The organism is Faecalicatena orotica (assembly GCF_905197545.1).
Classification (GTDB): Bacteria; Bacillota; Clostridia; order Lachnospirales; family Lachnospiraceae; genus Faecalicatena_A; species Faecalicatena_A orotica.
The window spans coordinates 1-15,180 of the sequence record NZ_CAJJZH010000004.1 but is presented as its reverse complement, the minus strand read 5'-3'; the positions used below and the strand labels follow the sequence as shown (position 1 = coordinate 15,180).

The following is a 15,180-nucleotide window of genomic DNA, read 5'->3' as shown; positions in this document are numbered from 1 at the left end:
TATAAAATAATAAGCATAAAAATAGATCAGTACCATATCTTGATACTGACCCACATTATCAATTTGTTACTTCCCCCACTGATATCTTTGTGGCATAGAGCCGATGATTTAATTATTCCGTATAAAGTAAAACGACTGATATAATTCAGTCGTCCCACCTTTAACTCATACGAAATTATATTCCATTATAAATTCCTCCGCATTTTCATCAATGATCTGAAAACCGGCCTTTTTATACATACTCAAAGCATAATTGTCCCTCTGCACCGCAAGAGAAACTTTTCTATAACCTTTGCTCCCCAATAGTTGCAGCATTTGACGCATCAACTCACTCCCGATACCGTATCCACGATATTCTTTATATAGAGAAATGGCAAATTCAGGCGTCCCATCATCGACACTGCCATACCCGGCAATGTTTCTTACCCACACAGCACCGACTAACCTGTTATCAACTTCAGCACACAGGCAGTAATCATCCGGCAGCATGCCAAAATCTTTAATATAGACCTGTAATTCCGGATTAAGAATTATTTCTCTGGGGACAGGATCATCTCCCTCTCTCTGGAAAATTGCTTCGTATAGAAAATCATCAAGATACTGATACTCATCTTTTCTCATTTCCCTTATTTTATAGTTCATTATTCCTCCACATTTTCATGTTATTAACTACAGGCCACAATACTGGAGAATCTTGCTTATCTTCTCGAGCGTGTTTGATAAATCATGTATAAGGCTGATTGTCCCAATTCGCGAGATATTTGAGCCGAATTTTTGAGGCGTAGTGGTTCTACGTTGATAAAATTTGGCTCAAATAGGGCGTGAAGTGGGGCGGTCAGACGTGTACAATGAATTATCTAACACGCTCTAGTCTTTTGGTACGCGGCAAGAGACACCATATACAAAATCAGACTCAATCCGGCAATTGGATGATATATCCCCGTTATTAAAAAAGCAATACCAGAAATCATTAAAACTAACAATGAAACTATTGTTAAGCTGAGAAATAAACGGTTCATAAGGCACCTCCATCTAAATTCGATCCACGTCCCCACGAGGGGAACGACTTTGATCCCATCCCAATCAGATAACAATTTATCATTTCAATCCACGTCCCCACAAGGGGAACGACTCGGAAGATGGCATATATTCCATCACATTGGAGGCATTTCAATCCACGACCCCACAAGGGGAACGACTATTCCGATGCCGCATATTGGATGGAACTGGAATATTTCAATCCACGTCCCCACAAGGGGAACGACCGTGGCTGAATCTATTGCGTTATGCATGATATTCCAATTTCAATCCACGTCCCCACAAGGGGAACGACGCTGTCATTGATTTTATGGGATTTAAGATGCAGATTTCAATCCACGTCCCCACAAGGGGAACGACTCTGGGGTGTGTTGACGATCAGATTGATCGAGGAATTTCAATCCACGTCCCCACAAGGGGAACGACAAAAGGCCCCGGAACAGGCTACGCATTTACTGGATTTCAATCCACGTCCCCACAAGGGGAACGACTGTTCAGGTCCTTTTCACTCGCTCTATCCATCTATTTCAATCCACGTCCCCACAAGGGGAACGACCAAGAAAGGTATATCCAGAAGACAGCCTTGTAAGTATTTCAATCCACGTCCCCACAAGGGGAACGACGAGACACTGTCAACCATGTTTTCAAAGAATGTAAATTTCAATCCACGTCCCCACAAGGGGAACGACGAGGCAGAAATGATAGCTTCGATTATTGAAGACATTTCAATCCACGTCCCCACAAGGGGAACGACGAGGCAGAGTACGCAGACGATCTAAGCAAATGGTTGATTTCAATCCACGTCCCCACAAGGGGAACGACCTGTTGCAACTAAGTAAACCACAAAGGCCGCAAGATTTCAATCCACGTCCCCACAAGGGGAACGACGAGCCTGAATGACAAAGAAACAGAACAGATTTGTGATTTCAATCCACGTCCCCACAAGGGGAACGACTGTCTAAAGGAGCGGTTGCAGAGTTTTTCCGAATATTTCAATCCACGTCCCCACAAGGGGAACGACATTTTTGATTAAAGAAGCACAAAGGGGTACAGCAATTTCAATCCACGTCCCCACAAGGGGAACGACTATACAAAGGCCGGGACACCAGCTGCTGTGTCAATTTCAATCCACGTCCCCACAAGGGGAACGACGACTCTGCTTGCCGCCTGTGGTATTACGATTGGTGATTTCAATCCACGTCCCCACAAGGGGAACGACGTCAGGTGACGGATACAAACAAGGACTTTAACACATTTCAATCCACGTCCCCACAAGGGGAACGACAGGACCTGTCACACGCCTCTCTGGAGCATATAAAATTTCAATCCACGTCCCCACAAGGGGAACGACTGCAAAATAGACAATTTCTTCTCCAAATATTTAGTCATTTTCACCTAAACATCTGATTAACTTATCTACTTTACGCTCATTTTCTCTTCATTTTATTTACAGGCACACTCAATTTGTGCATTTTTTCTGGTGCGAATCCCCCAGTGTTTTTATGTTCACTTCTGGTTCGCACCACATAATTAGTATCTGGTCAACTGCAATTCTCCTAATTACAATCCACAATTCCTCTATAGAAAAATCTACCTTCTCCTTAAATTTTATCCCTTTTCCATCTCCAATACAACCTTAAATTACAATATCCACCTGTAAACCTGCATTCCCGGTTACTGTGCACATCCTTCTGGTGTGACAGTAACCGCATCAGTTCATTAAAAGACACCTGTGGCAAGGGTGCTATGTGCCAGCGCCTCATGTTCAGCAAGGAGCATCGCCCCAATACTGAGGCCATCGCTGCATTCCCCCGACTGTTAAATATATATTCTGTTATTCCTTATCCCCTTTCCTCAACGCATACCATCCTCACATCATATTTGGAAAGCATCTCACCCCCGCGAATTGTTTCCCCTGACAGCATGTCTTTGCATCCTGCAAAACAATCGGGCATTTCTATTTCATCATCTTTGAAGTTGATTACAAAGTAATACTTATGTCCATCCTTCTTCCTGCATGTGATTTCCAGTCCGGTTTCGATTTCAACAGCAGGCTTCACCTTTGCATCACCTGCTGCCATCCCCATCACTTTCCCAAGGCCGTCTTCATTCATATTGGTTCCTATGTAATATACGATTCCATTTCCATACTGATTTCTTGTAACAGCCGGGCTTCCTGCATAAAAATCAGATCCGTAATTTCCAACAGATTCTGCGCCCCTCAAATGGATGATATCGCAGACCAGCCTGCCTGCAGCCTCCTCTCCATCATTGAAGACCACTGAATTTGTCTGCTCCGGCGCCAAAGCGTCAATTTCCTCAACCCAGATGCCTGCCATCCTGCCCAGAGGTCCCGGATAGCCACCCAGATGAACATTGTCAGACTGGTCCACAATACCACTCATGTATGTCGTAACAAGTATCCCGCCTTTTTCCACAAAAGCTTCCAGAGCTTCCTGCATCCCTTCTTTCACCATATAGAGTACAGGCGCCACCACTACTTTGTATTTACTGAAATCTGCGTCATAAGGAATCATATTTACCGCGATATTATGTTCATAGAAATACTTGTAATATTGATGAATCTGTTCGACATACTTAAGATCCACCGTAGGACCGCTTGTATATTCAAGAGCCCAGTAATTATCCCAGTCAAAAATGATCCCGACCTCTGCCTCATTGACCGCTCCAAGTGTTGTGTCCGCCAGTTTTTCCAGTTCCGTTCCAAGCTGTTTCACTTCCCGGAATACCCTTGTATCTTCATTTCCTACATGTGCGATCACTGCACCGTGGAATTTTTCACAGCCTCCCACACTACGGCGGAGCTGGAAAAATTGAATTGTATCGGCACCATGCGCTATCGTCTGATAGCTCTGGGCACGCATCTGCCCCGGTTTTTTCAGTGAATTATACGGCTGCCAGTTCTGCTGGCTGGGTGTCTGTTCCATCAGCATAAATGGCTGGTCTTTTAATCCACGCATTAAATCGTGGCGCATCGCCGTCTGGCTCCACGGTGTATCATAACTCGGATAATTATCCCAGGATACAATATCCATCTCTTTTGCCCATTTAAAATAATCGAGCCCCTTAAATGTTCCCATCAGGTTTGTCGTAATCGGTGTCTCTTTGTCATACTCACGGACTGCATCGCGCTCCATAACATAATTGCCAAGAAGGCTGTCAGAATTGAATCTGCGGTAATCAATCGAAATACCAGCAAATGCTGTCTTATCATTCTCCAGACCTTCACTCAGTGCATTCGGCAGTACAACTTCATCCCAGTCATATATGGTATGCCCCCAGAATTCGAGATTCCACGCTTTATTCAGCGCTTCCAGCGTCTGATACTTTTTCCTCAGCCAGACACGGAATGCTTTTTCGCATTTTTCACAGTAGCACTCCCCGCCGTACTCATTGTTAATATGCCAGCATGCAATATGCTTATTGCTTCCGTACCGTTTTGCCAGCTCTGCTGCAAGTGCTTTTGCATATTTTTGGTAAACAGGTGAATTCGGACACGCATTATGCCGCTGGCCAAACTTATGGTGACGGCCTTCATAGTCCGTCCTTGCTACTTCTGGATACCGCTTTACCATCCAGGCCGGCAGAGCCGCAGTCGACGTCGCAAGCACAATATCATAGTTCTCCCTGCCCAGCATTTCAACAATTTCATCCAGTTCCTGAAAATCATAAACTTCTTCTGCCGGCTGAATCCTGGCCCAGGAAAATACATTAATTGTTGCACTGTTAATGCGTGCATCTTTAAATATCCTCATATCCTCATCCCAAACATCTTTTGGCCATTGATTCGGATTGTAGTCCCCGCCATATAAAATTCTTTTAAACTTGTTCTCCATACCATCCATCTCCTTATAAATCTTATCAATCTAATGCGATTATATTATGGATAGACAAAGTATTGTGTAATATGTTAAGCTAAATAATATAAGATATCGAAACAGGAGATAATCATGGCAATCTATTTTAGAAACATCCCGGTCACGGAACCATTTACTTTTGACTCGGTAGGCAGCCACTGGGTGCAGGAAAGTACCTCCCGTCCAAAAGGATACCCCCTTTACCATTACCTCCAGTCCGAAAAAGGCACCGGGAGAATCTTCATCCAGGGCAAAAAGTTTTTTCTTCATGAAGGAGAAGGTGTCTTAATTGCGCCTTTTATCCGCCATTCCTATGCAAAAGAAACGAATGAATGGCATACTTTATTTGCTACTTTTACGGGTACAATTGAGAGCAGCATCTCCAGACTGCTTGGAAACAGGCAATATATCTTCATAGAAAAAGAACAGGGCGCACAGATTGAGGCCCTGATCTCTGATGTTGTAAAAAAATATGAAAATCCGCCGCTGGATGTCATAGCCCTGTCATCGGACTGTTACCGCCTGCTGATGTATTTTGCAGACGGCGTCTATACCCGCAGCTTAATGGACGACCCTCTATATCAAAGGTATGTCGCCCCTGCAATACAGGATATTGAAACAAACTATCCCACTGAACTCACCGTGCAGGAGCTCAGCCGCAGGGTTTACGTCACCCCGCAGTATCTGTCCCGGCTGTTCCAACGATTTCTTGGATGTTCTACTTATGAATACCTTACCATTTACAGGATCAACAAAGCGAAAGAACTCCTTCTCACAAACCCGCGCATGGAAGTTCAGGATATTGCACAAAATGTAGGTTTTACCGATTCGAGTCACTTCATCTCCATCTTCCGGAAAATGGCGGGAATGACGCCTCTTGGATTCCGGAAACTGAACTGATACAGAATGTCCTTAGCTAACTTATATAAAGGATCTGTACATCCCCCAGTATCCGCCTGATTTCAGATCTGAGAAAAAGCTCCGCCTCCTCTCTTGCCTCATTTCTGTAACAATAGCGCCCTCTTCCCCGGCCGGTCATCAATTCTTTATCATATAAATCGACCGCTCCGGGAAATGCATCACCATTGATGGCACGGTGGACATATGAGTAAGTCATCAGAATAATTTCCAGAAACATTTGTTTCTTTACTTTACTGCTAAGTCCGCTTTTTAGTTCTTCAAGTAGTCCTGTATACATCGTCTTCCAGCCATCCATCAATATAACCGGCGCAATCAGTAGTCCGCAGGGATAGCCTGCCTTACACATCTCGTTTACGGCATCTATCCGTTGCTTCAGATTCGAAGTACCCAGCTCAATCCGTTCGATAACCGGCTGCGGATTTACACTCATGCGGAAGATTACCTTCTCCCTGTGTGAAAGGCCAAGCAGCGGCTCTACCATATGGAATTTTGTCGGAAACGTAATCTTCCCGGTCCCTTCTTCCGCAAATCTTGGTATTGTATACAACAGGTTATTTGTAATTGTATTTTCCAAAACAAGGTCGCTGTTACTGCCAATTTCAAATGTCAGTTCTCTTTCACTCTTTTTCCCCTGCCTGACCAGGCGGTCCATCATCTGTTCCCTGTTAACGAACAGACGCAGATATGCACATTTGTTATAATTGCAAACTAAATAGCAGTACAGGCACATGGCGGTGCAGCCGGAGGAGGTATAAGGTACCAGATAATCCGACACCTTATGGTTCTCCACATATTTATGCGTTTTCCGGGTTCCGATAATCAGATTCCGCTTCATACGCCCAAACTCAGAATTCGGTTTCTCCTGCATTTCTTTTATGGAATTATGGCTCTCTATCGGAATCCACGGCAGAGCTGCAAATTGTTCCTTCAATTGTTTCCCCAGAGGATATGTTAAACTGCCGGGTTCAAAATAAACTGCGTCAAACTTCATATTCAGGTCCATACCTTTCCGGTGAAGGAAACGTAATTTTCATCCTTCACTTTTTTCTTTATTATGTACCTTTTCCATGAAATTTACAGATGGACTTCAGAAAATTTTGATATCAAACTTATACGCCTTACATTTGCCCGCCTCAACCAACTGAACGTTTCTTTTTTCTTCAAACACGTCACCTTCATCACTGCAGGTAGAGAGTCCTGTCCAGGGTTCCAGTGCCACGAACGGCCCCTTATTTGCCGTGGACCATAATACGAGATATGGAAAATCAGCAAATGCCAGCTCCACCCCTTTTTCATGCTTTTTTGAGCAAAGCTTTACATTTCTGGACTTCAGTTCATCCAGAATCACTGCATCCCGTGAAAACAGATCATGGTTTAACTGCAGTTCCTGCTGGTGATTCAGGAAACCGGCCCTGCGCCCCATATCAATCAGACCTGTCTCCGTTACAGGATACGGCACACTGCACGTCTCCTCCTCTGAAAAAACAAGACGGTAATCATCATAGTTTTCCCCCGGACAGAGAGGGCAGTTAAATCCCGGATGTCCGCCGATAAAGAACGGCATGACTTCGGACCCTCTATTTTCCACACAATATTCTGTTATCACTCTGTTTTCCAACAATGTATATCGGATTCCAAGCTTAAAATGATAGGGATACTGCTGCAGCATTTCTTCATCGCTTTCAATGCTGAACAAAACACTGTCTTTTTCCTTCTTCTCACAGATAAATTCTCTCTTTCTGACAATCCCATGTCTTGGCATCTTTGTTATATGATTCTTACCTATCCTTGCAGAATCATTCCTTAAACTCCCACATATCGGGAATAAGACAGGTGCCTGCCCACTCCAATAGTTTCTGTCCCCCTGCCACAGGTATTCCAGTCCATCCTTCGTCTTTATAGACGAAAGCGCTCCACCCAATGACTGAATCTTAACGGTTAACTCTTCATTTTCTAAAATAAATTCCATTATCTGATCCCTACCTTATACTTTTATTTACTGTTATATTAGCACCTCTCTTGTAAAAAAAACAGTTTAACATTCTTCACACAGTTTGCAAATAATTAATTTGATTCTTTCGCCTAAACGGGATTTAAACATTTCACTTTATATTTCTTTAAAGCCGACATTTATCCATACAAACTAACTGAATTTTTGACATATATTTACATATTACCTGAAAATACTGTATAATATAAACTATATTATAAGCAAAAAGGAGGAAACCGCTATGAAATATCATCATTTTACAGAGCAGGAAGTACTCGATAAGTCACGTGAACTGTCGTACGCACTCGTAGGCCGCCGGATACCGGAATTTATCGACCTTTTAGATGAGGACTTTGTCTGGATCGGGGATTACAATGTACAGTATACGAAAGGAATCCAGGAATTTTTAAAGCAGGTGGAATCAGAATGTGCCCTCTCGGCCATTGAAATTTCACATGAGGAATACAGCATGCTGATCCATGAACGTCAGACCTGGATCACCTATGGCAGATTCACTGCTTCCGCATCAATGCCTGACAGTTCTCTTCTGGCCGTTAAAATGCACTTTACCTTTGTATGGAACCAGCACAAGGATTTTCTGAAGCTGATTCACGCTCATGCCACCCACGCAACTGATGCAACATTCCTGTCCAGTGCGTTCGAGGCTGCTCACGCCAATACACCGCAGGCTTTGTTCTTCGACCGTATGCATATTGAAGAACTGACAGGAGGTGATCTTACAAAGATCCGGATAAAGGATCTGGATGGGAATGTCCGTTTTCTGTTCCCTGCAGAAATTTTGTATATCAAATCGAACGATAAATTATGCACCATTTATACAGAAAGTGGGGCATTTGTTGCACGGACATCTCTTAAAAATATGGAACATCCCCAGTTTCTGCATATCCACCGCAGTTATCTGGCCAACCTGAGGTATATCCAGTCTATACGGCGGTATAAGGCAACACTGACAGATGGTACACAGCTGCCAATCGGAAAGGAACGATATGTAGAGATACAAATCCAACTTACGGGTGAACAGAATAGGGCCTGACCAAGGCTCTATTTTTTTACAAACGGCGGATTTTTCTTTTCTATTGACATCTTGTAAATTTCTGTGCTAATATTAGTCCGTAAACAGACTATTATTTATGGAGGGCTTCTTATGAAGACATCTTTAGAACAAATCAAACTATATACCACACTATGGCGTGAAACGACAAGCCTGTATGAAGACTGGGCAAAACGGCATGGCCTGTCTTACTATGAACTTCTGGTCATACTCTCACTCTCCGAATCGGAAGGAATCTGTAAACAGAAAGACATCTGCCGGGATTGGGTACTCCCCAAGCAGACTGTCAATACCATCCTGAAGCATTTCATGGAACGTTCCTGGGTCACACTTGTGCCTTCTGAAGAGGACCGCCGCAATAAGGATATCCTCCTGACAGATGCGGGTAATGAATTTGTCCAGATTGCAGTCAATGAACTGCAGGCACATGAGTGTGCTGTCTGGAACTCACTCGGCCAGGAAAAATCCCGTGCCCTGATAGAAATTACTGCCCTTTATAACAAATTATTCAAGGAGGCTGATACTGATGAACCTACGTAAAGAATTTTTCCGCTGCGTTATTCCGTCTATGTTTGCATTTGCACTTTCTGGGGTATACGCAATTGCAGATGGCTTTTTCGTTGGAAACGCCCTGGGGGACAGTGCTCTTGCCGCTATCAATGTCGCCTACCCTCTCACTGCTTTTTTGCAGGCCGCCGGCACCGGGCTTGGAATGGGCGGCGCAGTTGAATATGCTATAAGCCTCGGAACTAATGACCATACCCGGGGCAGACAGTATTTCGGCATGTCACTGATCATGCTTGTCCTGTCATCCATAATTCTGACACTGATATATCTGCCTGCCGCCCCGGCCATCTTACAGTTTTTCGGCGCTTCGGGTGATATTCAGGTGCTTGCTGAAGAATATGTTCTATATATTACCTATGGCGCAGTTTTCCAGATACTCGGCACCGGTATTGTACCATTCATAAGGAATATGGGCAGTTCCATCGCTGCAATGCTTGCAATGACTGCAGGTTTTTTTACTAATATCATTTTGGACTATCTGTTTGTGTGGAAATATCCTCTCGGAATGACGGGGGCTGCAGCAGCTACCGTCTGCGGTCAGGCAGTTACCTTCCTTGTATGTCTGATCTGCCTGTTTATAAAAAAAGAGGTCCCTCTGTTCCATTTTCAGGGACACAAGGTTTCATTCGTAAAAAACATACTTAAAGTTGGACTCTCCCCGTTTGGACTTACTTTTTCACCTAATATTACATTAATTCTGATCAATAAGAGTGCCGCACTAACCGGTGGGACACTGGCTGTAACATATTATGCACCGGTCAGCTATATTTCCTGTATCGTCCTATTACTGCTACAGGGAGTCAGCGACGGGTGCCAGCCTCTCTTAAGCCTTTCCTACGGGGAAGGTAATGTCCAAAAAACAAAGCAATTCCGGAATATGGCTTATCGTTTCGGGTTACTCACAGCATTATTCAGTTTTATTGTCTTATTTTTTGCAGGAAGGAGTGTTGCGGAATTATTCGGTGCTTCCGGTAAGATTGCCGGAAATGCCGCCCGCATACTGCCTGTCTTTCTCCTCGGTTATCTATTTGTCAGTATTTCAAGGATAACGACAGCTTACTTCTATGCAACCGGAAAAAATATGTGGGCATATATACTGATATATGGGGAAGTATTCTTCCTATTTGTACTGCTGCTTTTTATTCCCAAAATAGCAGGCATCTCCGGAACCTGGTTCTCCGTCCCTGCCTCGCAACTGTTTGCGATGATGCTGAGCCTTCTAATTATCAACAGGCAGCCTGAACCATATAAACATGTCACGGCAAGGGCAGACTAAACCAATAGTTCACATCCTGCATGCTATCCGCTCAAAAGGGCATCATATATGACAAATTGTTTTAGCCATATATAATGCCCTTTGTGACTCTGGAATTATTTTCCGCATTTCATTTTCTAGCCATTATCATTTTTACTTTATTATAAGTGCTTTCTCTTTCTGTACACAAGCATAAGGATCAATACTGCTGAAATCGTAACAAGGCCGCCAAACAATGCCACCTGTGTTGTATCACCGGTCTTAGGTGTACGGTTGTCTTTCTCAAAGGTGACATAAATCTTATGATTACCCTGTACATTTGAGAACGTATAACGGTTATTGCTTACAGAAACTGCCTTGCCGTCTACGGTAACCTTTGACACGCGGTATCCTTTATCCGGAGTGAATTTGAACTCACAGTCTTTTCCTTTTTCCACGTCTACACTGCCTTTTGGTTCAATCTTACCATTTGCTCCTGCTTCTGCTGTAATTGTATAAATCACCTTTTTTGCAATAACCTTAAATTCCGTAGTAATCGTATTCGTCTCGCCCATAGATACCCAGCCGCCTGTGGTCCACTCTTCAAGCTGGAAAGCAACTCTTAACTTGTAATTACCAGGTGTTGTATACTTATAAGTGTATGAATACGGTTCCTTGTCCCAGTTCTTAAAAGATTTTCCATCCCAGCTCCAGGATTTCGGCGCCCATCTCGTATCACCGGCCAGAGGAGATGCATTCTCCATACCGACACCGGCCGCCGTAAATGTGAGTGTTGTTCCTTCCTCATATGAACCACCCGGAGTAATACCGGTTATCTTTGCACCTTCGAAACGAATAACCGTCTTAAAGGCTGCAGCTGCACTAGCTGCGCTTTCCATATCCATATCCGGATTATATTTCATCCGTGTAATAAACGAATATGCTGTATTCGGCTTTAATCCGTCAAACACTGCACTGTCCTGCCAGACTGCACTGCCATCTGCCATCAGTATTGCATACTGCTGCTGGTCAATAGCTTTTAAGGTAATGGATGTATCTGTCCTTTTCTGTAATTCCGGAGCTGCCGGAGCCGCTGCCGCACTTTGAAGTGTCGTAACCTTCAGTACATCACTGGATAATCCCTGCATCTGTTCCTTTTCATCAACTTTGCGTCTGGTAACAAACTGATACTCTGTCCCCGGTGTAAGCTGATCAAACACTCCTGTTGAATTCCATGCAATATCTGTCGCAGAAGTCAGCCTTCCAAATTCAAGAGTTTCTGGCTCTTTTTCCCCGTCCGCTGCCTTCAAGGTAATTCCTGTATCTGTTTTTTCTGCCAATTTCGGCGGATATTGAGGCTTTTCAGGTGCAGCCTTCAATGTCTTCATGTTAGTAGGATCACTGTTTTCACTTGCAGGATAAACATTATTATCATAGGTGCCTGCCGCAATCCGAAGGTAAAACTTATATTCCGTATTCTCCGTCAAGCCTTTAAATACTGGATCTTTCTGGAATTTTATACCATCGATACTGTACTCATAATTATACTTTGTATCTGCATCTTCCGGCAGCTTCAGTGTGATTTCTACATCCTTTACTTCTGATACAACCGGAGCAGACGGTTTCGGTAACGTTTGGTTTGATGACAGCTTGTCTGGTGCCTTCATATTATTATCATTTACAGGGACATTACCTTCCGGCTGACCATCTGTCTGACTGATAACTTCGTCTGACTGATTCTTATTATCCTCTTCCTTAATCTTCTCCCCGCCTGTCGGCGTCTGGGCGGAACCAATCGGATCTTGTACATTCGGTATATTTTCTTCCGGTACCTGAACAGGATCCTGCGTATTTCCAGATTGTTCCTGACTGTTGTCCGGTACATTCGATGCCGGTGTATTCTGATTTTCCGGTATCTGGACATTCTCAGCCTTCTTTAATGTCTGCACTGTAATCTGGTTCACTGCCTCGGTACTTCCTGCCAGTCTGCAGCCAAACCGATACTGGGTCTCTGCCTGAAGGCCTTTAAATATAACAGTCTTATTCGTCCTGTCATACTGCCCGGCCTCCGCCCATTTCCAAGTCTTCACATTATCCTTTTCCGTCTCTATGGCATATTCGTAATTATCTTCTGCTTTTAATGTAATACTATCAGTTGTCTGAACGTTCACAGTTATTTTCTTTACGTCCTTACTTTCAACACCGGCTCCTGTCTCTGCAGAAACCGGAATCACCGGCAACATACACGCCGCCCCCGTCAAAACAAAAGCCAATGCAAGCGCCAATCCACTTCTACACTTCCGTTTCATAAATCTCACCTCCTTCAGAGATTATATCTGAATACGAACATTACCATACAGACTCTTTCTTGATTATATTATAACAGAGATTACAAATAAAAAAAGCTGTATAGTTTAAGTTTTTCTTAATTTTTTCTGTATATTTGCAGATATTATTATTTATTTCTGAAAATAGAGCGCATAGGGGTCTGACCCTTCTGCACTCCGTTTTCAGAATCTTCTTAATATTTAAAGTATAAAAAATAATGATTTTTAGATATTTTCCATTAAACGTCTTCCATCTCCGGTCATTATCTTAAGGCGGTCATATTCCTTCTTAAGCATTTTCATCCCGCTCTCTGTTATGATATACGATTTCCTGCGCCCCTCTTCTTCAGTAAGTCTTATGATTTTATTCTTCTCAAATTTCGACAGCATAGCATAAAGTGTTCCCGGCCCTACTTTCACTCGTCCTTTTGATATTTTTTCTACTTTATCCATAATATCAACGCCGCAGCATTCTTCCAACAGGGCCAATAAAATATAATACATCGGCTCTGTCAACGTCTGAAATTGTTCTCGTGCCATATTATACCTGCCTTCTATTTATTATATACAACTTACATGATCTCTCCTAATTTCAGTTTCATACGAATTATATCGATTTGTTCCTCATCAAGTGGATCATTTGAATATAAATACAGGAGCTTTTCCTGATAAAGTACAGTATAGATACTTCCCCGGCTCCCACTGCATACAGCAGCTTCTGCCCGCCACTCCTGCGTACAGTCCCTCGCTCCATCTGTTTTTTCCAAGTGCTGTTTCCATATTTTATTCAAAATCCATGAGTGGCTGCTCTCATAAACGTAGTACCATAAGCTGTCGCTGCTGTCCCCTACGGAATTTGTTGTCTCGTCATAGCGGACCAGAAAATAGGACATGGAACCTAAAACTCCCTGAAAATGTCCCTCATCTGTCAAATCAATTTTTCCTGTTATCTCTTTATAATCTGATTGTAATAAGGGGATCTCCTGCATCGATAGATTATTTATCTGTTGGTCTCCTGCTGTTATTGCTATAAAAACAATAACAGGGATTATCACCATTAACAGGCCAAGAGCTCCTCCTATCTGAAATATCCAGTTATCAGCCCTGGAAGGCCTTCGTACAGCTATCACGGCTGTGATAAAAAAAATAATCGAAACAAACACAAGTACAATCACTGCTAAATAATAATATTTTTGAATACATGCAATCACAGAAGCAATTGTTATTACAAATACCCACATATAATTTCGAAAAAAACGTGCTGCCGCCTGAAACTTACCTCCATAATAGGGAATATTGCCTGCTGCAATCTCTGCCTTTTTCTTATGTCCTTCCAGTATCATGACAAAACATTCCAGAATCTTCGTTATACTTCCAACAGTAACCGCAAGTATTAAGAAAAGCATAAGGTCAAAAAATATCCATCTTTCAAAATTGATTGTTAAAAACTCTAACCAAATGAGAATTGTGATAAAAAGCATACCTATGGAATCTGACACCCATTTCCTCCATCCGGCTTTCTTTATATTTTGAAGACGTTCCTCTTGTGTTACAATTGGCAGTGCATCTTCTTGTTCCCGCCGAAACACACAAAACCTCTGCTTGCTGTCAATGAACTTCCATCCTGCTGCTTCACAATATTCCGCATATTCCTCCGTGTCCGGTTCAGGCCTTGTATCCATCTCACTTCCTTTTGGAAAAGCCTCAACATCATAATAGTAATCCCTCGATTCTCCCCTCTCAAAAATCAATCCCAGCTTCCATTCCACAAAATGCCATCCTTCCGCAGACATATTGTGCAAATAATCACCAAAAGAATCACATTCCCAGTAATGAAACCCCTTTAAAACCCTTTTCCTATTTCTCATGAGAGCGCCTCCTCCCGTATTATCGAGTATCGATATTTCTATTTATATTATAATATCGATACTCGATAATGTCAAGTTGCAAAATTCTGACAATGAAGTGCAAGGGGGTCAGACCCTTTTGCCCTCCGTTTTCAGAATTGTTTATCAATTTGGAGAAAAAATGCATAAAAAAACGATACCTAATTGGTACCGTCTCCCTCATTCCATCTGTATATATACCTTCAAAACCACATACAAAGAATCTTTCCATCCATTTCCTATCACCCTGTTTGGTTATGCCCTCGA

12 protein-coding genes and 1 CRISPR repeat array are annotated in these 15,180 nt (G+C 42.9%); of the genes, 4 read left to right on the top strand and 8 right to left on the bottom strand.

Features of this window, described 5'->3' with window-relative positions; translation table 11 throughout:
* Positions 1-165: 165 nt before the first annotated feature.
* Both ABIN22_RS09570 and ABIN22_RS09565 read right to left on the bottom strand, forming a co-directional pair.
* Positions 166-642, bottom strand: coding sequence for a GNAT family N-acetyltransferase (locus ABIN22_RS09570; RefSeq protein ID WP_346908201.1), 477 nt, complete (start codon positions 640-642; stop codon positions 166-168).
* A 393-nt stretch (positions 643-1,035) separates the two neighbouring features.
* A CRISPR array of direct repeats spans positions 1,036-2,389; the repeat unit is 32 nt; unit sequence ATTTCAATCCACGTCCCCACAAGGGGAACGAC.
* A gap of 490 nt (positions 2,390-2,879) precedes the next feature.
* The gene (locus ABIN22_RS09565) at positions 2,880-4,895 is read right to left on the bottom strand and encodes a beta-galactosidase (RefSeq protein WP_346908199.1); all 2,016 of its coding nucleotides are present in this window, start codon (positions 4,893-4,895) and stop codon (positions 2,880-2,882) included.
* 114 nt (positions 4,896-5,009) lie between these two features.
* Here ABIN22_RS09565 and ABIN22_RS09560 point away from each other — a divergent pair, with 114 nt between their 5' ends.
* A complete protein-coding gene (locus ABIN22_RS09560) occupies positions 5,010-5,816 on the top strand; it encodes an AraC family transcriptional regulator (protein WP_109732914.1) in 807 nt (268 codons plus the stop codon).
* Positions 5,817-5,832: 16 nt separating this feature from the next.
* On the opposite strand, the gene ABIN22_RS09555 is transcribed toward ABIN22_RS09560, so the two are convergent.
* A complete protein-coding gene (locus tag ABIN22_RS09555) occupies positions 5,833-6,828 on the bottom strand; it encodes an SPL family radical SAM protein (RefSeq protein ID WP_346908786.1) in 996 nt (331 codons plus the stop codon).
* Positions 6,829-6,924: 96 nt separating this feature from the next.
* On the bottom strand, positions 6,925-7,806 hold the full coding sequence (locus tag ABIN22_RS09550; RefSeq protein WP_346908196.1) for an aldose 1-epimerase family protein: 882 nt from the start codon (positions 7,804-7,806) through the stop codon (positions 6,925-6,927).
* 262 nt (positions 7,807-8,068) lie between these two features.
* Here ABIN22_RS09550 and ABIN22_RS09545 point away from each other — a divergent pair, with 262 nt between their 5' ends.
* The 3 genes from ABIN22_RS09545 to ABIN22_RS09535 all read left to right on the top strand — a co-directional run bounded on the left by ABIN22_RS09545 (position 8,069) and on the right by ABIN22_RS09535 (position 10,742).
* The gene (locus ABIN22_RS09545; protein ID WP_346908194.1) at positions 8,069-8,881 is read left to right on the top strand and encodes a LytTR family transcriptional regulator DNA-binding domain-containing protein; all 813 of its coding nucleotides are present in this window, start codon (positions 8,069-8,071) and stop codon (positions 8,879-8,881) included.
* Positions 8,882-8,992: 111 nt separating this feature from the next.
* A complete protein-coding gene (locus tag ABIN22_RS09540; protein WP_346908192.1) occupies positions 8,993-9,439 on the top strand; it encodes a MarR family winged helix-turn-helix transcriptional regulator in 447 nt (148 codons plus the stop codon).
* Positions 9,426-10,742 (top strand): MATE family efflux transporter, encoded by a 1,317-nt coding sequence (locus ABIN22_RS09535; RefSeq protein WP_346908190.1) that lies wholly within the window; start codon positions 9,426-9,428, stop codon positions 10,740-10,742. The genes ABIN22_RS09540 and ABIN22_RS09535 overlap by 14 nt, the downstream gene beginning before the upstream one ends.
* A gap of 140 nt (positions 10,743-10,882) precedes the next feature.
* On the opposite strand, the gene ABIN22_RS09530 is transcribed toward ABIN22_RS09535, so the two are convergent.
* From ABIN22_RS09530 to ABIN22_RS09515, 4 genes are all read right to left on the bottom strand, one after another.
* Positions 10,883-13,009 (bottom strand): InlB B-repeat-containing protein, encoded by a 2,127-nt coding sequence (locus ABIN22_RS09530; RefSeq protein WP_346908188.1) that lies wholly within the window; start codon positions 13,007-13,009, stop codon positions 10,883-10,885.
* Between the two features lie 243 nt (positions 13,010-13,252).
* A complete protein-coding gene (locus ABIN22_RS09525) occupies positions 13,253-13,567 on the bottom strand; it encodes a PadR family transcriptional regulator (RefSeq protein WP_109732908.1) in 315 nt (104 codons plus the stop codon).
* A gap of 32 nt (positions 13,568-13,599) precedes the next feature.
* Complete coding sequence (locus ABIN22_RS09520) at positions 13,600-14,895, bottom strand: DUF2812 domain-containing protein (protein WP_346908185.1); 1,296 nt, start codon at positions 14,893-14,895, stop codon at positions 13,600-13,602.
* Positions 14,896-14,914: 19 nt separating this feature from the next.
* Positions 14,915-15,180, bottom strand: a 266-nt coding sequence (locus ABIN22_RS09515; RefSeq protein WP_346908183.1) for a hypothetical protein, incomplete at its 5' end; no start/stop codon positions are given.